Consider the following 19,988-nt stretch of genomic DNA (forward strand, 5'->3'; position numbering starts at 1 on the left):
TCGTCCGCATACCCCGATGAGTCGAAGGATACGGACAGGACCGTGTCACCGCAGGAGTGGCGTCCACGCGGGTTTGGACAGACCCACACTTGGTCCGTCTTCGGAACCACCTGCGGTCAGTACTCCCCTCGTGCCCCAGAAGCAACGCGGGGTCAGACAGCGCCCATCAAGGTCCCCGGCATGGGCCGGATCTGACCCCGCGTTGCTTTAGAGAGGAAGGGGTCAGGCGTCGGTGCGGAAGACCTGGACCACCGAGGGGCGCGGGGCGCGGGCCTGGCCCCGGGCCGGCGTCGTGCCTGCCGGGACGTAGTCCGGGAAGAAGGACAGCTGCGCGTCGAAGGTGCCGTCCTCGCCCGGGTGCTGCACGGAGACGAACACGGTGCGTTCCTCGTCGCGGATGATCGGTCCGCAGGTTTCGCCGTCGCGCGGGACGGCGAGGAACTGCTCCACCCGGCCGCGCTCGGCGCCGTCGAGCGTGACCTTGAACAGCCCGTCGGCCTTGCCGATGCCGGAGGGTGCGCCGTCGGTGGAGATCCAAAGGTTCCCGACCGAGTCGAACGCGAGGTTGTCCGGGCAGGAGATGGGCGAGACCTGGTCCGCCGGAAAGCCGGAGAAATAGGTCACGTCCCCGGACGCCGGATCGCCGCAGACCATCAGCAGGTTCCAGGTGAACGCCGTGGAGGTCTGGTCACCGGTCTCGGTGATTTCCACGATGTGGCCGTCGCGGTTGGCGTTGCGGGGGTTGACCTCGGTGGCGCCTTCCTTGCCGATCTTGCCGCGGTCCGAGTTGTTGGTGCAGGCGACATAGACCTTGCCGGTGTGCAGGCTCGGCTCGACGTCCTCGCAGCGGTCCATCTTGGTCGGGCCCACCTTGTCCGCGGCCACGCGCGTGTAGACCAGCACCTCCTCGACGGACATCCCGGGCACCTGCGAGACGCCGCCGACGACGAGCGGCAGCCATTCGCCGGTGCCGTCGAAGCCGCCGTCGGACGGGACCGTGCCCGTGCCGGTGATCTCGAAGGCCGGGGAGCTGCCGGTGAAGCGGGCCACGTAGAGGTCGCCCGCGGAGAGCAGGGTCATGTTGTGCTTCCGGTCCCCCTCGACGTACTTGTCTTTCGAGACGAACTTGTAGAGGTAGTCGAAGCGCTCGTCGTCGCCCGAGTACGCCACCACGTGGCCGGAATCGGCCACGATCACGTTGGCGCCCTCGTGCTTGAAACGGCCCAGGGACGAGTGCTTCTTCGGGGTCGACGTCGGGTCGAAGGGATCGACCTCCACGATCCAGCCGAAGCGGTTGGCTTCGTTCTCGTAGCCCGGCGTGCGGGTGTCGAAGCGCGGGTCGTCGAGTTCCCACTGGCGCGCCGTGGGCTTGTTGGTGAGCCCGTAGCGCTTGTCCTCGGCGGAGAGGCCGGGCGCGACGAAGTACCCGTTGAAGTTCTCCTCGCCGGAGAGGATGGTGCCCCAGGGGGTGGTGCCGCCAGCGCAGTTGCCGAGCGTGCCTAGGATGGTGCGGCCGGTCTCGTCGTCCCTCGTGCGGACCAGGGCGGAGCCGGCCACCGGCCCGGTGAGCTCGTACGCGGTGTCGTTCAGGTAGCGGCGGTTCAGGCCGGCGCCCTTGACGTAGGACCACGGCTGGTTCTTGTTCTTCCGCTCCAGCTCGACGACGGTGAGCCCGTGCGCGGCGGCGCCGACCTTCCGGACGTCGGCGGCGGGCATCGAGGCCGGGAACATGATGGTCTCGTTGGTGTATTCGTGGTTGGCGAAGAGCACCGCGCGGCGGCCCTTGCTGCCGGGGATCTCGAGGATGTCCGTGTAGTCGTTGTTGTAGCCGAACTGCCGTGCCTGCGCCGCCGCGGTCTGGTTGCCGAGGTCGAAGTCCGGGGCGTCGTTGAAGATCGGGTCACCCCAGCGGATCACGGGCTGCCAGGTGAAGCCTTCCGGCACCGTGACGGCGTCGACGGCGGCATCCACCGGGGCGATGGCGGTGAACTTGAGCTTGGACGCGCCGTAGCCGTTCTTGGCGGCCGGGGACAGGCCGGGGCCGCCGGCCGCTGCGGCCTCGGGCGAGGCCAGGGCACCGCCGAACGCGACGGCGAGGGCACCGGCGGCGCCGAAGCCCAGGGCGGAGCGGCGGGACATGGTCGCGGAGGCGATGTCGCGGAAGTAGCTGTTGGAGCTGGTGTTGCAGACGTCGCCGCTGCAGGCGTTATCGCATTTCAGCGCGCAGGTGACGGCGCTGCGCTTGCCTTTGGTGTGGCCGAGCATGGGGAGCAGGGAGAACTTGCGTCCTGAGGATACAGACATGGAGAGACCTTCCACGGGTGGATTGGGGTGCCTCCCCACCGTTCCAGCCGCGGACTACGCGGAGCCGACTCTCACATGAAGTTCCGGTGAACTCCCGCAATCTTGAGGCATTCCCGGCGCCTGGAAGTCCTGGAGCGCGGAAGGCGCAGGGCCAGTAGAGTCTCGACCCCAAAGCGGCCGGCTACCGGGATCGCAGGAGCGGACAGGTAGTAAGTTGCCTTATGATTTGAGGTAACAGTGCCACAGTGCACCGGGAGGAACGGATATGGTGGCGGAATCGCCGGGCTCCATCAGAATTGAACTGGTCGGTGCACGTTACCGGCTTGGCGAGGTGATCGGCCGCGGGGGTATGTCGTCCGTCTACCGTGCAAGGGACGAGAATCTGGGCCGGGACGTCGCGTTGAAGCTCTTCGCACCTCAGGCGCCCGACGCGGACGAGCTCAAACGCCAGGAAGCTGAGGTTCAGCTGTTGGCGACGCTGAACCATCCCAACCTCGTGACGCTGTTCGACGCCGGCATCGACACCCGCATCCCGGACGAACCCCGCCCTTTCCTGACGATGGAACTGGTCGGCGGACAGGATCTGCGCAGCCGCATCAGGCACAGCGTTGTTCCCTTGGACGAGCTCGCTGTCATCGGAGCCGGAAGCGCCGACGCGCTGGCCTATGTCCACAACCTGGGCATCATCCACCGGGACATCAAGCCGGGCAACATCCTCTTAGTGCAGACGCGCCCCGGGGAGCCGCTCAGGGCCAAGGTCACAGACTTCGGGATTGCCCGGATCGCCGACTCAACACGCCTGACAGCCACCGGGGCGATGGTGGGAACCGCAGCGTACCTGAGCCCTGAACAAGCCATGGGCTCTCCACTCAGCCCGGCCACGGACGTGTATTCGCTGGGCCTGGTCCTGCTCGAAGGCATCAAGCAGACAATGGAGTACCCCGGCAGCGCTGTGGAATCCGCCGTGGCCAGGCTGTACCGCGCACCGAACATTCCCGAGGATCTCCCGGCGGAGTGGGCGGACCTGATCCGGTCGATGACGGCCATCGAACCGCTGGAACGCCCGAGCGCCGCCGATGTTGAGACAGCGCTGCGGCAGGCACTGGTCTCGCCGGCATCCACTCCTGGCGAACTTCCACTGGGACCCACGCCCGTTCTCCCGCTCAGGCCCGTCAGGGCCCCCTCCACCACGACAAAGTCCGCAGCCCCCAGCCCCTCCCCCGGCCCAGCCAAGGAGGACACCCACGCTCAGGATCGCAGCGGCACGGATACCGCCCCCAACGCCGCCCGGGCCTCGCCGCTCCCCGCTAACGATCAGAGCAGCAACCGCCCGGGAACGCGCCGCGCGGCGCGATCCTCCCGTGCAGGTTACAAGGGACGGCTCCCCGTGGTCGCAGTCCTGACCCTTCTTGCGCTGGGGGGCGGGGCGGTGGCGCTCACGGCGAGCATGGCGCCACCGTCCACACCCATCGTTGTGCCATACCCGACGGTCACCGGCACCCTGGGTGACAACCTCCAGCAACTTCAGAAGAGTGTGGAACCATGACGCGCTTTCAGCCCACGGGCCGGTGCACCGGCTCACGGGGAGTTGGCTTTGCCGCCGCCCTGGTGCTGGCGGCCTCGCTCGCCGGCTGCGGCCCGGCCGATACCACTCTGCCGCGCGACACGGCCCGGCAGCTTCAGGAACTCGTGCTCGGCGTGAGCCAGGCCGCGGCCGCGAACGATCATTCGGCCGCGCTCAGAACCCTTGACAGCCTGGAAGCAGACGTGACAACAGCGGCCGGCAGCGGTCGGGTTTCCGAGGAGCGGCGCCGGAGCATCATGACCAGCATCACCGCCGTCAGGGCCGACCTCACTGCCGTCATTGACGCTGCCGCAGCAGCGAAAGCGGCTGAGGAAGCAGCAGCCGCTGCTGCCGCGGCAGAAGCGGAGAAGGCCACGACCGATGCGGAAGCGGCGGCGAGAGCTGCCCAGGGATACACGGCACCGGTAGTTGCAGCCCCCATACCGGCGCCACCGCCAGAACCGGCACAGAGGAAAGGCAACGAGAGCATTGCCAACGAGGGCAGAGGCAACGAGGGCAGGGGCAAAAACAAGGGCAGCTGACCGGGACAAGGGTCACCAGCGCCCCGTCCAGTCATCCCGCGGTGCCTTGTACTCCTTTGACCTGACATCGACCGGGGACACCTCGTGCGGCGGGCCTCAGTGGTCTGGGGCAATACCCGCGCAAAACGCCCAGGCCAACGAAAACACCTTCCACTACACAAACGCGGCACCGCAGGCCGCAAAGTCCAACCAGGGCCTGAAGCTCTGGCTGGGTTTGGAGTCCTACCTGCGGGACAACGCAGCCGACAACCGCCGACGGCTTCTCGTCTTCACCGACCTCGTCTTCACCTACGATGATCCGTGTACCGGGGTGTGGGGATCCCGTTACGGTTCTTCAAAATCGCCGTTTTCCTCCACAACGCCACGTTGGCAGCAACCGGGTATCATGCCCATCGCAAAAGAACGGCCAACAACCCGCCTGGCCTCCGCCTGGCGGCGCCTCCACTCACCTGCGGACCTCGCCCTGGACTTTCAAAGGCGTGCTGCGTTTTCCTTACCAGCGCGCGGGATCGGCTGTAAAGGAGTCAGGCTTTCCGGCCCGTGCCTTCCGTATCGTCGTCAGCGGGGCCAGGAACTGCAACCTCAGCGTCCAGCGCACCGTCTCCACTGCCACCGGGGCGCCCCGTTTCGCCTTCGCCATAGTCCCCTTCGGCATATCCACCGGTTGCCGGCCCGGCCTGGTCCCCCACTGTCCCGCCTTCGCCATAGACCCCTTCGGCGTATCCTCCGGATTCCGGCCCGGACTGGTCCTCCCCAACTGTTCCGCCTTCGCCGTAATCCCCTCCGGCGTAACCTCCGGCTTCCGGCCCGGCCTGGTCCTGGCTAACCGTTCCGCCTTCGCCATAATCCCCGCCGGAATATTGGCCGACCTCCCTTTCAACGGGGGGTTTCGGGGTGCTGTTATCGTGCTGTTGGGCTGCAGATTCTGGGTTCTCGGACATGGAAAATCCTTCCTTGAAGCATCGCGGCCCGTGCGAATGCAGAGGCATCGCGGCTTCGCGACCGGCGATGGTCCGGCGGGAGAGATCTGGAGGGCAAGGGGACGTCTGCTGCTCTACCGATACCGAAACCGGCCTGCCTTTATTTTACTTCCGGGGCACCGCCGACGACGTCCCGATTGCTTCATCGCCAGGTCGACCGCGGTCGCGTGCACCAACCCCCAGGGTGCTGGCGGGAGCGTTCCATGGTCCCGGGATGCGCGGCGTCAAAGGCAGGTCGTGGCTGGTGGCGCCGACGGCGGTCCGTCGCTGGTGAGTGGCTGCTGTGGTTACCCCTGGTCGGCGGACCGCCCGACGTCCGGGAGGGCGGCCAATCCTTCGGAGCCGTCACGACGTGAACCGTCCGGCCACAGCAGGCGCAGAGTTATTGACATATGAAGGAGTAGCCGAAACCGCAAAGTGGGAGGATGACAAGATCTTACGACCGGGGTGGCTCCATTAGCAGCGGGGCGTCCCGGGAGCATATAGAACGAGCGCTCCTGGACTACAGGGCGACCGATGTTCTCTTCAGTCAACGTGGAGACCGGAGCACCATCGCGTTCAGGGGCGACGTGAGACAATTCCGTCTCGTCGTCTCAGTGCCCGCGGCGCGGACCTCATCCGGGGAAGGTGATTCCGGTGGTACTCAGCCGGGAATTTTCAGGGAATGCACCGCGCTGGAATTATCGACTTCACCAGGGACTCCGACGGACCGTCGCAGCCGGCGTCCCGGGTTACCGGCAGCCGGCGGGGTCCTCTCCGGCCGATCCGAATCGCGGTATGCGCGTCGGCAAGCCGACGGGCCCCCCGTGCCCGCACTTCGTCCGTCGGCGGCACGGTCCCGGACTCGCTGATGCAGTCCACCAGCGCTGCCGTGACCTCCGCGATGAGGTCCGGAAACGGGCTAGAACGATATGAATGGTCCTCCGCAGAATTCAGCGCCCTGGTGATGAAGACGGCGGCCTCTGTTCTGCGCGCCATGCCGAGTTTCCTCAGCACGGTCGAGGTCAAGCTCCTTACGGTCTTTTCTGCCAGGAACATTTCCTGGCTGATCTGGCGGTTGGTCAGCCCTTTCGCCAGTCCGATGGCGGCATTCATTTCCTGTCTCGTTAGGGTCCACAGTCTCTCATCGGGGCTTTGCGTCCCGCGCCGGACCAACGGGGCAACAAGCGCGGGCCGGAACCTGCCGCTGTATGCCGTATGCCCTGTCAGGGCGCGGCGGATGAGCCTGAGAAGCTCGCTGCTGTCATCCTGCTTGGACAGACACCCCCATGCGCCGGCCAGAATGGAATCGGTCAGCACGGGCTCGTCGCAGTCACCGGTCATCAGCACGCACCGGATGGCCGGGTCCGCCGCGGCGATGGCTCGGCACACCTCGGCCCCGGAACCGTCGGTGAGATCCTCATCAAGAATGGCCAGCTCCGGACGAATGGCACGAATCTGCCGGATCGCTTCGCCCGCGGACCCTGACTCCCCGGCGATGCTGAGCCCATCGGACTCCAGCAGCTGGCGCAGGCCTCGCCTGACGACCTCATGGTCGTCCAGCAAATACACGCCCCGGCCGGTCAAAGGGTGCTGCGGGCGGATTTCGGAATCAGGCGTCATCTCCATTACGTTCCTTCGTCCCTGAGACCGAAAACGTTGCTGGAAAAAACCCGACCGGTCCCCCTCCAGCGCACATGTATGCGCGCACTGGCCGACCTGTACGCCCCACGCTAAACCTGAAAAGGCGTCCAGCCAATAAGCAATGCCCGAAACAGTGCCTCCGGAGGTCTTTCTGACGTGTCCATATCCGAAGCGGGGAAACATAGCACCCCGGCGATCTCATGTAAAGAGGAGATGAGTGCTATTCCCGACTTATTCCAAGGTCCATGCTGTAGGCACCGAGCACATTTAGTGACAAGGGGGCAGTGGCATGTTCAAACCGTCAACTACTTGCCCCAGGCGGTGTAGCCCCGCCTGGCCCGTGGCACCGACCACGGGACACCCCGGGATGTGGCTGCCGTGAGCGAACAGGCACTGGTCCGGCCGAAGGTGCCTACGGCCGTGTGGATCTCCTGGATTGCCCTGGCGCTGATGACCACCAGTTCGGTGGCCAGCCTGCGAGCGGCACCTACCATGGCCGTCTACGGCCTGGCTTCCGTCTTCCTCTACCTGGTTCCCGCGATCGTCTTTTTGTTGCCCACCTCGCTTGTCGCCGCTGAATTGGCGTCCGGGTGGAAGGGCGGCATCTACAAATGGGTCGCGGCTGGCATCTCCAAGCCGATGGGCTTTTTGGCGGTGTGGTGCCAGTTCGCGATGACAATCTTCTACTATCCGACCCTGCTGGGGTTCGTCGCTAGCACCCTCGCCTATGTCTTCAACCCGGCGCTGGCCAGCAACGGCGTGTGGACAGCGTTGGTGATCGTGGTGTTCTACTGGGCCGGCGTGTACGTCTCATCCCGGGGCACGAAGGGCGTCGCGGGTTTGGCTAGCGGTGGCCTGATCATCGGAACCCTGATCCCGGGCACACTGCTCGTCGTCCTGGGCATCATGTTCCTCGGGCAGGGCAATGAATCGGCCGCCCCGATGACCGCGGCGAATTTCTTCCCGCAGTGGGCCGGGCTGGCCAGCCTGGTGCTGATCGTGAACAACTTCCTCTCCTATAGCGGCATGGAGATGAACGCGGTGCACGTGTCCTCGTTGAAGGACCCGGCCAAGGAGTTCCCCAAGGCGATGTTCCTGTCCATGGGCCTCGTGTTGCTCATCTTCATTCTGCCGGCGCTGGCAATCAGCTGGATCGTCCCGGCCGAGGAACTGTCCCTCACTGCGGGTGTGATGCAGGCCTTCGACGCGGTCTTGGCATCATTCAACCTGCAAGTGCTGACACCGATCCTCGGAATCATGCTGGTCGCCGCCGCCCTCGGCGGCATGCTGACCTGGCTGGCGGGCCCGTCGAAGGGCCTGCTCTTGATCTCCCGCGAGGAGGGCTACCTCCCGCCGTTCCTGCAAAAACTGAACAAGAACGGCGTACAGCAGAACCTCCTGGTCATCCAGGGACTCGTCACCACCGTGATCGCGCTCGGATATGCGCTGATCCCGGATGTTTCCAGCGCGTACTGGATTTTCTCCGTGATCACCACGCAGGTGTACCTGATCATGTACCTGCTGATGTTCGTGGCCGCAGTCCGGTTGCGCCGCAACGACCCGGACCATCCGCGTGGCTACCGGGCGCCGATGCTGGTCGGGCTGTGCGGCGTCGGATTCGCGGCCTCCCTTGCCGCTCTTCTCGTCGGATTCGTCCCGCCGTCGCAGTTCGGCAACGGCGATCCGATTGTCTATTTCCTGATCGTCGGCGGCGGCGCACTGGGGCTCGGTCTGCTGGTACCGTTCCTCTTTTACAAGCTGCGCAAGCCCTCCTGGAAGCTGCCTGACCAAGAGACGCAGACGGAGGTGCACGAGGCATGAGCACGCATATGGAGTCCTCCACCAAGCGCAGTCGTTCTGTCACCTACATCGTGTCCATGGTCTTGCTCGTGGTGTTCGCTGTTATCGCGCTGCTGATGTTCAAGTCGGCGAGGGACACCCAGCAGGCCCTGGAGAAAGCCGACCAGCTGATTGTGACGATCGAGGCGGCCGGGGGGACGGCCCCCCGGCGCGAACAGATCGCCCGGGTGCTGGGCGACGACGGCGGCGCGGTCTGCGCGAATCCAAACGACGCGCTGAGCCGGGCCACCTTCCTGAGCCAACTGTCGAACGGGGCCACCGGGCCTGGAAGCAGGCCGGTGATTGCGAACGCCCGAATAGCCCAAGGCCAGCTCGCGATTATCACGATCTACTGCCCGGAAGAGCTGGCCGACTTCCAGCAGTTCGTCGACGACCTCAAAACGGTCCAAACGGATGGTGCGTGAGCCGTGGACCTGCACTCCCGCATCGCCGACCTGATGCGGCCGGCACGGGACGAACTCGCCGAATTCGTGGCCATCAGGTCGGTGGCAGACCCCCGGCAGTTCCCCCCGGAGGAATGCACCAAGGCCGCCCAGTGGGTGCTCGACAAATACGCCGCGCTCGGATTTTCGGATGCCCGCCTCGAGCGGACGCCCGACGGGTCCGACGCGGTGGTCGGATCGAGACCGGGACCCGACCCGGGTGCGCCCACTGTGCTCCTCTACGCGCACTACGACGTGCAGCCACCCCTCGATGATTCAGCATGGCGGACCCCGCCCTTTGAACTCACGGAGGTGGACGGACGCTGGTACGGACGGGGCGCCGCCGACTGCAAAGGCAACATCCTCGCGCATCTGCTCGCGCTAAGAGCGCTCGGCAACGAGGTACCGGTGAACCTGAAGCTGGTCGTGGAGGGGTCGGAGGAACAAGGCACCGGCGGACTCGAGGCATTCGTCGCGAGCCACCCCGAGCTGCTCCGCGCCGACACCATCCTGGTGTGCGACACCGGCAACGCCGCCGTCGGACACCCCGCCGCGACCGTGACCCTGCGCGGAATGGTCAATGTCGTGGTGACAGTGGAGGCCATGGCATCCGAGCTCCACTCCGGCATGTTCGGCGGTGCGGCCCCCGACGCGCTCGCGGCACTGATCTCGATGCTGGCCTCGCTGCGGGACACACAAGGCAACACCACGGTCACCGGATTGGACAACACCCAGACCTGGGCCGGCGCACCCTATCCGCCCGAACAGTTCCGCTCCGACGCCGGCGTGCTCGAGGGCGTCAGTCTGCTGGGCGACGGCAGCGTCTCCGACATGCTCTGGGCGCGACCGGCCGTCACGGTCCTCGGCATCGACTGCCCGCCGGTGACGGGTTCGACGGCGGCGATCGTGCCGCGGGCGTCTGCGCGCCTCAACCTGCGTGTCCCACCGGGCATGGCCGCCGCCGACGCCCACACGGCACTGGCTGACCACCTTCGGGACGCCGCGCCATGGGGAGTCCACGTCGCAGTGGACCTGGAAGCCATCGGGTCCCCCTTCCAAGCCGCAGTCGGCGGGCCGGCCTTTGAAGCCATGGGTGCCGCAATGTTGGAGGCCTACGGGCGTCCGATGACCACGCTGGGGCAAGGCGGATCGATCCCGCTGTGCAACGTCTTCGCTGACACCTATCCGGACGCGGAGATCATCCTGCTGGGGGTCGAGGAACCCCAGGCACTCATCCACGCACCGAATGAGAGCGTCGATCCGGGCGAGATCAGCGCCATGGCCACTTCCTTGGCCCTGTTCCTCAAGAACTACGCAACCCGGTCCGGCTAGCCGCGCCCGGCGTGACCGGCGCGGCCCTAGTCCTCTTCCGGGTCCGTGGCGGCGGCCATCAGGCGCTGGCCAATGCCTTCGAGGAACTCGGCGATGTCGACGATGTTCTCCTCGGAGGAGGCCTGGAGCAGGGCCCCGGCGGCCGCGGCGAAGTGGTCGTTGGCCCACTGCATCGCTTCAGTCCCCTCCGGGCTCAGGTGCAGCAGCACGCTGCGCCGGTCCGTGGGGTTGGGCTTGCGGACCATAAAGCCCTTGGCTTCCAGGCGGTCCACCATGGCGGTGACCGAGCCGGTGGTGATGTTCAGCGTCTTGCCCAGGTCCTTGGGGGTGAGGCCATCGACCTCGCCCACAAATGCCATCGCGTTGATGTCGATCGTGCCGATCCCCAGTTTCTCGGCCAGCCGGATGCGGAGCGCGTAGGTCCCGGTATCAACCCGCCGCAGGCCCTGGACAATGCGGAGCAGCCCGGCTTGGTGGGTCGCGTTCGGGCCCTCCGCAGGCGTGGCCTTGGCCAGCTCGTCAACTTGCTGGGGTACCGGGGTGGTCATGACGAATCTTCCGTTCTAAAGCTATTTCCGGCGGCAACATCGCCGCGTCCGCAACCACTTTACCCGCACCCCCGGGCGTCAGCGGTCGGCGGCCAGCACCGCGTGGACGCGGCGCAGGCGTTCCAGCCACCACTCGCGGCGTTCCGGCGCGGCCGCGTGTTCGGCCAGCAGCCCCGGATCGGCGGCGATGTCGCGGACCCGGATGGCGCCGTCGTCGGGCACCAGGGAGTCCCGGGTGACGTCGGCGGCGAGCAGCGACACGGTCCCCAGCCCGCAGGCGTACGGCAGGTCCGGCAGCGCGGCGGCGAGCGCCAGTCCGGCGCGGATCCCCACGGAGGTGTCCAGCGCCGAGCTGACGACGGCGGGGAGCCCGGCCTGCGCCACGATGTCCAGGGCGCGCCGCACTCCCCCGAGCGGTGTCACCTTCACGACGATCAGGTCCGCGGCGCCGGCGCGGGCCACCTTGAGCGGGTCCTCCTCCTTGCGCACGCTTTCGTCCGCGGCGATCAGCACCGGGACCCCGGCGGCGCGCAGCCGACGGCGGACCTCGGCGAGGCCGGCGATGTCCGGCACGGGCTGTTCGGCGTATTCGAGCCCGACGGCGGCCAGCCGGGTCAGTGCCGCGACGGCGGTCGGGACGTCCCAGCCGCCGTTCGCGTCCACGCGGATCGCGGCGTCCGGGAGCGCGGCGCGGACCGCGGCGACCCGGGCGGCGTCGTCGTTCAGGGACTGCCCGGGCTCGGCGACCTTGATTTTGACGGCGTCCACCCGGCCGAAGCGGGCGAGGATCTCCGGGACCCGGTCCGCGGCGATCGCGGGGACCGTGGCGTTGACCGGAATCAGCTCACGGAGCGGCTCCGGGAAGCCCTGCCAGCCGGCCTCGATGGCGGCGGCGAGCCAGCGGGAGGCTTCCGGGTCGCCGTACTCCGGGAAGGGGCAGAATTCGCCCCAGCCCAGCGGCCCGTCCAGCAGCAGGGCCTCGCGCTGGAGGATGCCGCGGAACTTCACCCGCATCGGCAGGCTCACCACGTGCGCGCCGGCAAGGAGTTCCTCCAGGTCGGGGAGCTGCACTTCTCAGCCCACCGTCGCGTCGGTCAGGTTGGTGAGGTCGGCCAGCCAGGGGAAGGCAAACTCGACCAGGAGGAACAGCGCCCCCGCCAGGAGGGCGGCCGAGAGCAGGATCCGCAGCCAGAGCGGTCCGGGAAGGTGCTGAAACAGCCAAAGGTACATGGTCTAGCCTTTCCCCTGCAGAGCGGCGAGCTGTTGGGCGATGGGCGCCGGGGGCCCTGCGCTGAGCGGCTGCCAGGATTCGAAGGCCGAGTAGGCGATGATGCGCTCCTCGGACCCGAAGAGCGGATTGCAGCTGGTCAGGGTCAGGAGCCGCTGCTCCGGCACCGCCCCGGGCTGGGTCGGCACCGGCAGGATCACGTCGGTCCGGTCCGGCAGGACGATCTCCTGGTTGCGGAAGACGTAGGTGTAGAAGCCGTCGGCGGTCTGGACGTAGATTTTGTCCCCGGGCACCAGGGTGTGGATGTTGTCCAGGACCGCGCCGTGGGTCTGGCGGTGGCCTGCCATGACGAAGTTCCCGACGGCGCCGGGCATCGCCGTGCCCGCGTAGCGGCCCAGGCCCAGGGTGTCGATGACGTCGCTGCTGGTGCCCTCGATGATCGGGCGGCTGTAGTCGGCGCCGAAGCGGGGAATGTAGATGACCCCGATGGCCGTTCCGTGGGCCGGCGCCGTGCCCACCGGCGTGGCCGCGGGGTCGGCGGGGACCGCCGGGTTCGCCGGGTCCGCAGCCGACGAATCCGGGATGGGCGCCTGGTGCTCCTGGACGAACTGCTTCACGGCAGCCCCCTGCGCGGCGTCCGCCTCGACGTTGGTCCACCACAGCTGCCAGGCGACAAATAGCACGGCAATCACGCCGAGCGTGATCAGCAGCTCGCCGATCACCTGGACAACCATCAGCGAGCGCCGCGGGCGGTTGCGGCGTTTTTCCTGCGCGACGGCGGCGCGGCGGTTCAGTACGTTCGTCATGCCACTCCTGTTGATTACCGCTGGACGCTGCCGATGAAGCATCGCCCGTTCGGAAGAACCGGCAAGACTGACGTTGCCACAGTCCCGGACCGGAGCTGCGCCATCACACATTCGTTTTCGCCCAAGACCCCGACCTCGACGGCGTCCGCGGCCAGTCCGGTGGGGGTGCGGGAGGCGGACACCTCGACGGCGGCCGGGGCGAATCCCGCCGCGGAGAGGCTCTCGCGGACCTGCGCCGTGCTCGGTTGCGGGGCGGAAGCCAGCAGCGTCTGCAGCGCCGCCTCGACTGCAGCGGAAACGCCGGACGGGGCGGCCGAGGACGCACCCGTCACTCCCGGAGAGGCGGCATACGTTGCCTGTCCGGCCGCTGCCGGGGCGCTGCCGGACGGGCCGGTTGAACCAGCCGGGCTGGAAGTGATGGTGGGTGCGGGGGCCGAACACGCCGCCATCCCGATCACCAACGGCAGAACCAGAGCAACCAGCCCCGCGTGACGGCGGCCGCTGAACCGGCGGCCGCGTGAGCTGCGGAGCGGGGCGGGGGCAGGGGAGGTCACCGGAACATCCTTTCATACCGGGGCCAGCGTTCCTCTGCCGATGACGTGCTCACGCTCCTCCGTTCCCGGAGGTGGCCGCACTCAGCTCCCGGAGGTGGCCACACTCCGCTCCCGGACGCGCCCCGCAGTAGAATACGAGTGGCTATGGTGCGGGTCTGAGCGCCACCGGCCCGGCCCTTAGGACGGGACGCATCATGCTCACGACGCTGCTTTGCAAGGTGAACCTGGGGCATCACTGGTTGGCCCAAGCGGGCCCGGACGGCGCCCTGTTCCGGCACTGCACGAAATGCGGAAAATATGACCGCCGCGGCGCCAGACGGTTTCGACGCCTGGCAAAAAACGACCGACCGGCCGACGGCGGGATTGAGGGTGTGTTCCACACCAATCCGTACGTCTAGAAGACGCCTGTGGAGTTGACCGCTCTTTAGCGCATTTCACGCGCCGCGGGCCTCCACGGTGCGTGTTCAGGGCTTGGACAGGGATTCAGGAAGCAGCCCGAGTTGTCCGAGAAACTCCATCTGGTCAAAGTAGAAGTGGTGGGCTGTGATCAGGCCGTTTTCGACGTGGGCGACGTCGCAGCTCCTGACCCGGATGCTCTTTCCGGTGGGAGGCAGGCTTTCGCCGGACGGCATGATCAGCGGTCCTGTATTGGTTCCGACGACAAAGCCCTCATCGATCGCCACATTTCCGGCCTCGTACCTGTCCGCGTACTCGTAGGTGATGTCCGGGAAAGATTCCCCGAACTGTGACAGGTAGTTGCTGATGGCTTCAGGCCCAACGAGCCTGCCCTCCTCGGGCGTGAAGGCCACCGCATCAGCTGAGTAACACGCTGCCTGTGTCTCTTTGTCCTTCGCCGTCACGGCTGCGGTTAAGCGGTCCATTGCATCGCGTGCTTGTCCCATTTTTAGACCTCCATCTTTGGCGGCCTCACGGAAAGGTCAGGCCGCTCCGTGGCTTGGCCTCTGCTAATGCAGACGCCGATTCCAGTACACGCCGGGCGGGGAGGGGTGTCAACGGCTTCGGTTTTGGCCCCATTTGTGCGGGATTTCCAGCGGGATGAACACGCTCGTGGATGAAGTTATGGCAGGTCCAGGACAGTCGATCCCGTTTTGAGTCACGCTGACCCTTGTCTATGGGGACAGGTCCGCCCGGTCCGGCTGCCGGAGCTCCCAGACGTCCGCCGCGGCGCCGTGCGGCAGCTCGAGCTGCCACTCCTCGCCCGGGCCGGGGTAGGCGCGCAGCGTCGTGGGGACGGTCCCGTGGCGGTAGACCTCCACGATCGAGGCGTCGACGAAGATCCGCAGCTCATCGCCGCCGGCCACGGTGTCGGAGAACACGGTCCGCCGCTGCCCCGCCGAGACGAGGACCAGCCGGAGCGTGCCCTCTCCCCCGGCCACCCGGACCTCCGACTCCGCCGGAACAGCGAACGTGCCCGCGGCGCCGTGGCGCAGCCGGTCGCCGCGGTAGGCAAGCAGTTCGGGGGCGGGCTCGACGGCGAGGACCCCGCCGTGCACGGACAGCTGGCGCGGGAACGTCAGGATCCCGGCCCAGCCGGCGTCGTCGATCTCCGCCTGGCTGCGCCCGGGACGGTCCTCGGAGTCCTCAGCCTCCCCGGACCAGGCCCAGAGCAGCGCCCGGTCCGGCAGCGCGAGGAGCTGCGGGGCGTAGAACTCCCGCCCCAGGTCCGCTTTCCCGCCCGACGCCGGGGTGAACACCGGCAGCCCGCTGCCGTTCGCCGCCAGCGAGCCCAGGAGGTAGCCGACACCGTTGGGGTGGTCGTGCTCGTCCGAGCCGAGCCAGAGCGAGGCCATCAGCACCCAGGTTTCGGCACCGGAGGAGTCCGGGAGCCGGACCAGCTGCGGGCACTCCCAGATCTCCGCGGGCAGGTGCCGGGCCGCGAGCGGGTCCTCCGAGCTGAACCAGATCCCCTCGTACCGCCAGTTGCGGAAGTCCTCCACGCTGTACAGCAGCACCGCGGCGTGGCCGGAGGCGAGCCCGGCGCCCTGCAGGGCGAAGCGGCGTCCCTGGAAGCTGAACAGGAACGGATCGCGCACGGCGGTGACCTGCGGGTCCGGGGGCACCTCGGCCGCGACGTGCCCCTCCTGGGTCCAGCTGCGCAGCGCGGCATCCGCCCGGGCCAGGACCACGCGGGAGTGCCCGCCCACGGTGTCGACGCCGGAATACACGGCGGTGGGGACGCCGCCGTCGTCGGTCACCACACCGGACCAGCAGCCCAGCGCGTCCGGCCCGCCGGGCTGGGGCTTCAGCGCCACCGGTTCCTCGTCCCAGCGGACCAGGTCGGCCGAACTCAGGTGCCCCCAGCAGATGCCCTCGTGCCGGGCCGAGTCCGGGTTGTACTGGAAGAACACGTGGTAGCGGCCGTCCGCGTAGCTCAGGCCGTTGGGGTCGTTGATCCAGCCCTGCGCGGGCCGCGGGTGGAAGCGGGGGAAGGCTGGGTCCGGATGGTGCGCCGCGGTGTCCATGGCCAAAACACTACCCGCGCGCCGGGCGGAGGGCTGCCCGCCGGGCAGATCCGGGCGAATGCGCTCCCGGCATCCGCCCTCATCTGCCCGGCGGTGGGCCCTCAGAAAGTTCGCAGGGTTCTGTGGGAACCTGAGATCGATGATTTCTCGGCAGGAACACCCCACCATGCAGCCGGCTCCGGAGTACCTGCAGCCGCCTTCCCGCGCGCCCGAAGCACGCCAGGGCCGGGGCACCGGGTTCCTGTTCCTGCTTGCCACGCTCGTGAGCATGGCGGCGCTGGCCGGGACCTATATCTTCTTCGTCCGCACCACCACGGGCCAGTTCATCGACGAATCGGCACTCGTGGAGGCGGTCGAAACCCACGGCACCGCCGGCAAGGCCGCCACGAAGCTCCTCGACTCGCTGCCCGCGCTGTCGCTCCTGATCTCCGCGGTGGTGGTCCTAATCGTCACCGTGCTGAAGCGGCGCTGGACGGCCGCCGGGATCGCCGTGGCGGCCTGCGTGGGCGCCAACGTCGCCACCCAGATCCTCAAGGCCATCGTCCCGGACCGGCCCTACCGCGGGATCGAGACCCTGGAGCTGAACTCGCTGCCGTCCGGCCACACCACCCTGGCGGCGTCGGCCGCGGCGGCGGTGTTCCTGATGGTCTCCCCGCGCTGGCGGCCGCTCGCCGGGTTCCTGGGCGGCAGCTTCGCCGTCGCCACCGGGGTGTCCACACTGATCAACCAGTGGCACCGGCCCGCCGACGTCGTGGCGGCCTTCCTCGTCGTGGCCGTGTTTATGCTCCCGGCGGGCTGGCTGATCATCCGCAGTGGCCCGCGCTGGAACGTCTGGGACGGCTACGGCCGGCACTGGGCCTCCTCCCCGCTGTGGCTCGCGCTGCCGCTGCTGGCCGGGCTCGCCGCGGCCGCCGTGGCCGCGTTCTCGCTGCTCAGTGTCGCCGCCGGCGCGGGCCTGGCGGGCAGCACCACGCACTACTTCTGGGCCGGGACCGCGCTGATCGTCATCGCGGGCTACCTCGCCACGGTCGCCGGCGTCTGGCTGTTCGGGCATGCGGCACGACGGCGGAGCGCACCCCGGGCGCTGACCGGCGCCCGCCGCTGACCGGCGCCGCCCCGGACCCTTTTAGTAATCAGCCACCGTCGTCGCCCGCGGCACCAGGACCGGCGGGAGCAGCGTTGAACTCGCCGTCTTGCCGGCGATCCCCTGCAGCAGGGCCTCGACGCTGAGCCGGCCCATGGCCTTCAGGTCCGAACGCACTGACGTGAGCGGAACGGGCAGGTTGTCGGCCAGCAGGAGGTCGTTGTAGCCGATGAGCGCCACGTCTTCGCGCAGCCGTTTTCCGGCGGCCCGGATGGCGCCCATCGCACCCAGGGCGGTCAGGTCGTCCACGGCAAAGATCGCAGTGGGCGGCTCGGGCAGCGCCATCAGCTGCTCCCCGGCCACGCGGCCGGCAGCGGTGCCGAATCCGGTGCTCACCACATAGGGGTCCTCCACCGGATAGCCCGCGGCCTCGAACGCGCGCCGGAAGCCCTGGGACCGTTCCCGTCCGGTGCTCGCCAGCAGATCCCCGGCGATGACGCCGACCCGCTTGTGACCGAGCTCCAAAAGGTGCTGCGCGGCCAGTCGGCCGCCAAGCTCGTCATCGGTCGCCACGGACAGATGCCCCTCCAGCCGGCGCATCACGAGCACATAGGGGACGCCGCGGCTCTGCAGCTCGTACCCGGCCGTGTCGCCGATGTGCGAATCCCCAATGATCACCCCGTCCATCCGCCGGGACAGCATGGCGTCGAGCCGGGCCCGGCGGTGCCCGGGATCGTCGTAGGTGTTCGCCACCACCGTGCTGTAGCCGGCCGCCTCCGCCGTCGCGTCGATGCTCTCGTAGATCGTGGCGAGCGCCAGGTCGGTCAGACGGGGAACCAGCACGCCGATCAGCCGGGAGGTTCCGGTCCGGAGCCCGGCGGCGCCCAGATTGCGGTGGTAGCCGAGCATGGCAGCGAGCTCGCGCACCCGCCGGACGGTCTCGGTGCTGATCCCCGCGGGGTCCTCGCTGAGCGCCCGGGAGGCGGTGGAGACATGCACCTGGGCGTGGCGGGCCACCGTGGCCAGCGTGACGGGCTTGGAGCGACCGGGTGCGGGTGAGTCGGCGATGGCGGTGCCCCCTTCTGGTGTTCCCAGAAGTCTAGATCCATCCGGAGGAAATTCATGCAAAGGTTTGCGTTGTTTCCCGGCGCCGGCCGGGATCATCAAATGTTATTCGCTAAGAAACCTTGACGAAACAACAGGATTCTAGTGTGATGTACGAAACATTCCCCTCCGCATTGTCCTGCAACCGGCACAACGCAATCGATTGCACCAGACCCCGCAGGCTAAGACCGACGCTCGACGAAGGAGCCCGATGCTCGATCTCACCGATCAGAGCCAGGATGCCGCCGAACGACTCGGTGAAGGCATCCTGGAACTGGCCACGTACCGGGATGAGACCCGGCCAGGCTGGACCAGGGAAGTGTTCAGCGAGGCGTACCGGGAATCCCGGCAGTGGGTTTCCGGACGGATGGCCGCCGCAGGGCTGGAGGTCCAGGTGGACACGGCCGGCAATATCGTTGGCCGGCTCGCGGGCACCGATCCCAACGCCCCGGCGCTGGTGACCGGGTCACACACGGACACGGTCGACGGCGGCGGCCGTTTCGACGGCGTCGTCGGGGTACTCGGCGCGCTGGAGGCCGTGCAGCTGCTCCGGGAGTCCGGACAACGGCTCAGCCGCGATCTCCTGGTCGTGGACTTCCTCGGCGAGGAATCCAATGCCTTCGGCCTCAGCTGCCTGGGCAGCAGGGCCATCGCCGGCGAACTGACCCGCGCCGACCTGGACCGGCAGGATTACCGCGGCGTCAGCCTCGGGCAGGCCTACCGGGACTTCGGGCTCGATCCCGGGGCCGTGCTTCAGACACGCTGGGCCCGCTCCGCACCGCTCCATGCCTTCATCGAGCTGCACATCGAACAGGGTCCCACGCTGGAACAGCGCCAGCTGCCGCTGGGCATCGTTACCGCGATCACCGGGATCGAGCGGCTCGTCGCAACCTTCACGGGAAGCCCCGACCATGCCGGCACCCGGCCGATGAATGACCGCAAGGACGCCATGGTCGCCGCGGCCGAAGCGGTGCTCTCGGTCCGCCGCGAAGGCTGCGGAGCCCCCAACCACGGGGTCGCCACCACCACGCGGGTCGAATCCGAGTCACGGTCGCCCAACGTGGTCCCGTCCCTCGTCCGGATGATCAGCGAAGTCCGCAGCGTCGACAACGACTGGCTCAGCGGGGTCCGCGGCCGCCTGGCCGAGGAGATCCTGGCCAACGCCCGGAACCTGGGGGTCGACGTCGAGTTCGACTGGTCCACCGACAACACCGTGGTGCACGCGCACTCCGGGATCCACGACGTCGCCGCGGCGGCCGCCGATGCCATCGGCATCCCATGGATGCCCATCCCCAGCGGTGCCACCCACGACGCCGTTCACATGGCGGCGCTGGCGCCGATGGGCATGATTTTTGTCCCGTCCAGGGCCGGCAAGAGCCACTGCCCGGAGGAATGGACCGACTTCGCGGACATTGCCACCGGCGTCGGCGCCCTGGCGCAGACGCTGCCCCTGCTCGACCGCACCGAGCTGGCTCCGCAGCCCTGACCCGAACCAGCCGGACCTGCCGGCCGGCCCGACCTGAGCTTCCCCGACCCAGCAGCACGCCACTCCTT

The 19,988-nt window shown here is 67.9% G+C and carries 19 protein-coding genes and 1 pseudogene; 9 read left to right on the top strand and 11 right to left on the bottom strand.

Annotation, left to right across the window (positions count from 1 at the left end; all coding sequences use genetic code 11):
• Positions 1-222: 222 nt before the first annotated feature.
• Entirely contained in the window at positions 223-2,304 is a 2,082-nt protein-coding gene (locus AC06G6_RS15800; RefSeq protein WP_479823554.1) for a PhoX family protein, read from the bottom strand.
• 265 nt (positions 2,305-2,569) lie between these two features.
• On the opposite strand from AC06G6_RS15800, the gene AC06G6_RS15805 reads away from it, so the two are divergent.
• The 3 genes and pseudogenes from AC06G6_RS15805 to AC06G6_RS15815 all read left to right on the top strand — a co-directional run.
• A complete protein-coding gene (locus tag AC06G6_RS15805) occupies positions 2,570-3,850 on the top strand; it encodes a serine/threonine-protein kinase (protein ID WP_479823556.1) in 1,281 nt (426 codons plus the stop codon).
• The gene (locus AC06G6_RS15810) at positions 3,847-4,410 is read left to right on the top strand and encodes a hypothetical protein (RefSeq protein WP_479823558.1); all 564 of its coding nucleotides are present in this window, start codon (positions 3,847-3,849) and stop codon (positions 4,408-4,410) included. Before AC06G6_RS15805 ends, AC06G6_RS15810 begins: the two co-directional genes overlap by 4 nt.
• 46 nt (positions 4,411-4,456) lie before the next feature.
• Positions 4,457-4,651 (top strand): annotated as a pseudogene (locus tag AC06G6_RS15815) (DNA/RNA non-specific endonuclease); the annotation flags it as partial.
• A gap of 283 nt (positions 4,652-4,934) precedes the next feature.
• Here the strand turns inward: AC06G6_RS15815 and AC06G6_RS15820 are convergent.
• Both AC06G6_RS15820 and AC06G6_RS15825 read right to left on the bottom strand, forming a co-directional pair.
• Positions 4,935-5,351 carry a hypothetical protein gene (locus tag AC06G6_RS15820; RefSeq protein ID WP_479828834.1) on the bottom strand — a complete coding sequence of 139 codons (417 nt, stop codon included), beginning with the start codon at positions 5,349-5,351 and terminating at the stop codon, positions 4,935-4,937.
• A 696-nt stretch (positions 5,352-6,047) separates the two neighbouring features.
• The gene (locus tag AC06G6_RS15825) at positions 6,048-7,196 is read right to left on the bottom strand and encodes a response regulator (RefSeq protein ID WP_479823560.1); all 1,149 of its coding nucleotides are present in this window, start codon (positions 7,194-7,196) and stop codon (positions 6,048-6,050) included.
• A 195-nt stretch (positions 7,197-7,391) separates the two neighbouring features.
• Here AC06G6_RS15825 and gadC point away from each other — a divergent pair, with 195 nt between their 5' ends.
• From gadC to AC06G6_RS15840, 3 genes are read left to right on the top strand one after another with little or no spacing between them, the layout of a single operon-like run.
• Entirely contained in the window at positions 7,392-8,834 is a 1,443-nt protein-coding gene (gene gadC / locus AC06G6_RS15830) for a glutamate/gamma-aminobutyrate antiporter GadC (RefSeq protein WP_479823562.1), read from the top strand.
• Positions 8,831-9,277, top strand: a complete 447-nt coding sequence (locus AC06G6_RS15835) for a hypothetical protein (RefSeq protein WP_479823564.1) — start codon at positions 8,831-8,833, stop codon at positions 9,275-9,277. The genes gadC and AC06G6_RS15835 overlap by 4 nt, the downstream gene beginning before the upstream one ends.
• Before the next feature lie 3 nt (positions 9,278-9,280).
• Positions 9,281-10,627 carry a M20/M25/M40 family metallo-hydrolase gene (locus AC06G6_RS15840; protein WP_479823566.1) on the top strand — a complete coding sequence of 449 codons (1,347 nt, stop codon included), beginning with the start codon at positions 9,281-9,283 and terminating at the stop codon, positions 10,625-10,627.
• 26 nt (positions 10,628-10,653) lie between these two features.
• Here AC06G6_RS15840 and AC06G6_RS15845 read toward each other — a convergent pair whose 3' ends face one another.
• The 5 genes from AC06G6_RS15845 to AC06G6_RS15865 form a co-directional block, all read right to left on the bottom strand.
• On the bottom strand, positions 10,654-11,175 hold the full coding sequence (locus AC06G6_RS15845) for a MarR family winged helix-turn-helix transcriptional regulator (RefSeq protein ID WP_479823568.1): 522 nt from the start codon (positions 11,173-11,175) through the stop codon (positions 10,654-10,656).
• A gap of 78 nt (positions 11,176-11,253) precedes the next feature.
• Positions 11,254-12,189, bottom strand: coding sequence for an o-succinylbenzoate synthase (locus tag AC06G6_RS15850; RefSeq protein ID WP_479828716.1), 936 nt, complete (start codon positions 12,187-12,189; stop codon positions 11,254-11,256).
• 60 nt (positions 12,190-12,249) lie between these two features.
• Entirely contained in the window at positions 12,250-12,405 is a 156-nt protein-coding gene (locus AC06G6_RS15855; RefSeq protein WP_479823570.1) for a hypothetical protein, read from the bottom strand.
• 3 nt (positions 12,406-12,408) lie between these two features.
• The gene (locus AC06G6_RS15860; protein ID WP_479823572.1) at positions 12,409-13,209 is read right to left on the bottom strand and encodes a class E sortase; all 801 of its coding nucleotides are present in this window, start codon (positions 13,207-13,209) and stop codon (positions 12,409-12,411) included.
• A 14-nt stretch (positions 13,210-13,223) separates the two neighbouring features.
• On the bottom strand, positions 13,224-13,763 hold the full coding sequence (locus AC06G6_RS15865; protein ID WP_479823575.1) for a DUF6993 domain-containing protein: 540 nt from the start codon (positions 13,761-13,763) through the stop codon (positions 13,224-13,226).
• A gap of 194 nt (positions 13,764-13,957) precedes the next feature.
• Here AC06G6_RS15865 and AC06G6_RS15870 point away from each other — a divergent pair, with 194 nt between their 5' ends.
• Entirely contained in the window at positions 13,958-14,161 is a 204-nt protein-coding gene (locus AC06G6_RS15870; RefSeq protein WP_479823577.1) for a hypothetical protein, read from the top strand.
• Between the two features lie 66 nt (positions 14,162-14,227).
• Here AC06G6_RS15870 and AC06G6_RS15875 read toward each other — a convergent pair whose 3' ends face one another.
• Together AC06G6_RS15875 and AC06G6_RS15880 are read right to left on the bottom strand one after the other, a co-directional pair.
• On the bottom strand, positions 14,228-14,644 hold the full coding sequence (locus AC06G6_RS15875) for an ester cyclase (protein ID WP_479823579.1): 417 nt from the start codon (positions 14,642-14,644) through the stop codon (positions 14,228-14,230).
• Between the two features lie 249 nt (positions 14,645-14,893).
• Positions 14,894-16,246, bottom strand: coding sequence for a glycoside hydrolase family 32 protein (locus AC06G6_RS15880; RefSeq protein WP_479823582.1), 1,353 nt, complete (start codon positions 16,244-16,246; stop codon positions 14,894-14,896).
• 166 nt (positions 16,247-16,412) lie between these two features.
• Between AC06G6_RS15880 and AC06G6_RS15885 the strand changes: the two genes are divergently transcribed.
• On the top strand, positions 16,413-17,351 hold the full coding sequence (locus AC06G6_RS15885) for a phosphatase PAP2 family protein (protein ID WP_479828718.1): 939 nt from the start codon (positions 16,413-16,415) through the stop codon (positions 17,349-17,351).
• Between the two features lie 21 nt (positions 17,352-17,372).
• Here AC06G6_RS15885 and AC06G6_RS15890 read toward each other — a convergent pair whose 3' ends face one another.
• Positions 17,373-18,347: a LacI family DNA-binding transcriptional regulator gene (locus AC06G6_RS15890; RefSeq protein ID WP_479823584.1), complete on the bottom strand. Its 975-nt coding sequence runs from the start codon at positions 18,345-18,347 to the stop codon at positions 17,373-17,375.
• A gap of 298 nt (positions 18,348-18,645) precedes the next feature.
• On the opposite strand from AC06G6_RS15890, the gene AC06G6_RS15895 reads away from it, so the two are divergent.
• Positions 18,646-19,920: a M20 family metallo-hydrolase gene (locus AC06G6_RS15895; protein ID WP_479823586.1), complete on the top strand. Its 1,275-nt coding sequence runs from the start codon at positions 18,646-18,648 to the stop codon at positions 19,918-19,920.
• Positions 19,921-19,988: the final 68 nt, after the last annotated feature.

The organism is Arthrobacter sp. CJL-S3 (assembly GCF_056711635.1).

Excerpts from the sequence above, each read along its gene's own strand:
- AC06G6_RS15800 (WP_479823554.1), bottom strand. The coding sequence starts at position 2,304 with ATGTCTGTATCCTCAGGACGCAAGTTCTCCCTGCTCCCCATGCTCGGC.
- AC06G6_RS15805 (WP_479823556.1), top strand. The coding sequence starts at position 2,570 with ATGGTGGCGGAATCGCCGGGCTCCATCAGAATTGAACTGGTCGGTGCA.
- AC06G6_RS15810 (WP_479823558.1), top strand. The coding sequence starts at position 3,847 with ATGACGCGCTTTCAGCCCACGGGCCGGTGCACCGGCTCACGGGGAGTT.
- AC06G6_RS15820 (WP_479828834.1), bottom strand. The coding sequence starts at position 5,351 with ATGTCCGAGAACCCAGAATCTGCAGCCCAACAGCACGATAACAGCACC.
- AC06G6_RS15825 (WP_479823560.1), bottom strand. The coding sequence starts at position 7,196 with ATGTTTCCCCGCTTCGGATATGGACACGTCAGAAAGACCTCCGGAGGC.
- AC06G6_RS15835 (WP_479823564.1), top strand. The coding sequence starts at position 8,831 with ATGAGCACGCATATGGAGTCCTCCACCAAGCGCAGTCGTTCTGTCACC.
- AC06G6_RS15845 (WP_479823568.1), bottom strand. The coding sequence starts at position 11,175 with ATGACCACCCCGGTACCCCAGCAAGTTGACGAGCTGGCCAAGGCCACG.
- AC06G6_RS15850 (WP_479828716.1), bottom strand. The coding sequence starts at position 12,189 with ATGCGGGTGAAGTTCCGCGGCATCCTCCAGCGCGAGGCCCTGCTGCTG.
- AC06G6_RS15855 (WP_479823570.1), bottom strand. The coding sequence starts at position 12,405 with ATGTACCTTTGGCTGTTTCAGCACCTTCCCGGACCGCTCTGGCTGCGG.
- AC06G6_RS15860 (WP_479823572.1), bottom strand. The coding sequence starts at position 13,209 with ATGACGAACGTACTGAACCGCCGCGCCGCCGTCGCGCAGGAAAAACGC.
- AC06G6_RS15870 (WP_479823577.1), top strand. The coding sequence starts at position 13,958 with ATGCTCACGACGCTGCTTTGCAAGGTGAACCTGGGGCATCACTGGTTG.
- AC06G6_RS15875 (WP_479823579.1), bottom strand. The coding sequence starts at position 14,644 with ATGGACCGCTTAACCGCAGCCGTGACGGCGAAGGACAAAGAGACACAG.
- AC06G6_RS15880 (WP_479823582.1), bottom strand. The coding sequence starts at position 16,246 with ATGGACACCGCGGCGCACCATCCGGACCCAGCCTTCCCCCGCTTCCAC.
- AC06G6_RS15885 (WP_479828718.1), top strand. The coding sequence starts at position 16,413 with ATGCAGCCGGCTCCGGAGTACCTGCAGCCGCCTTCCCGCGCGCCCGAA.
- AC06G6_RS15895 (WP_479823586.1), top strand. The coding sequence starts at position 18,646 with ATGCTCGATCTCACCGATCAGAGCCAGGATGCCGCCGAACGACTCGGT.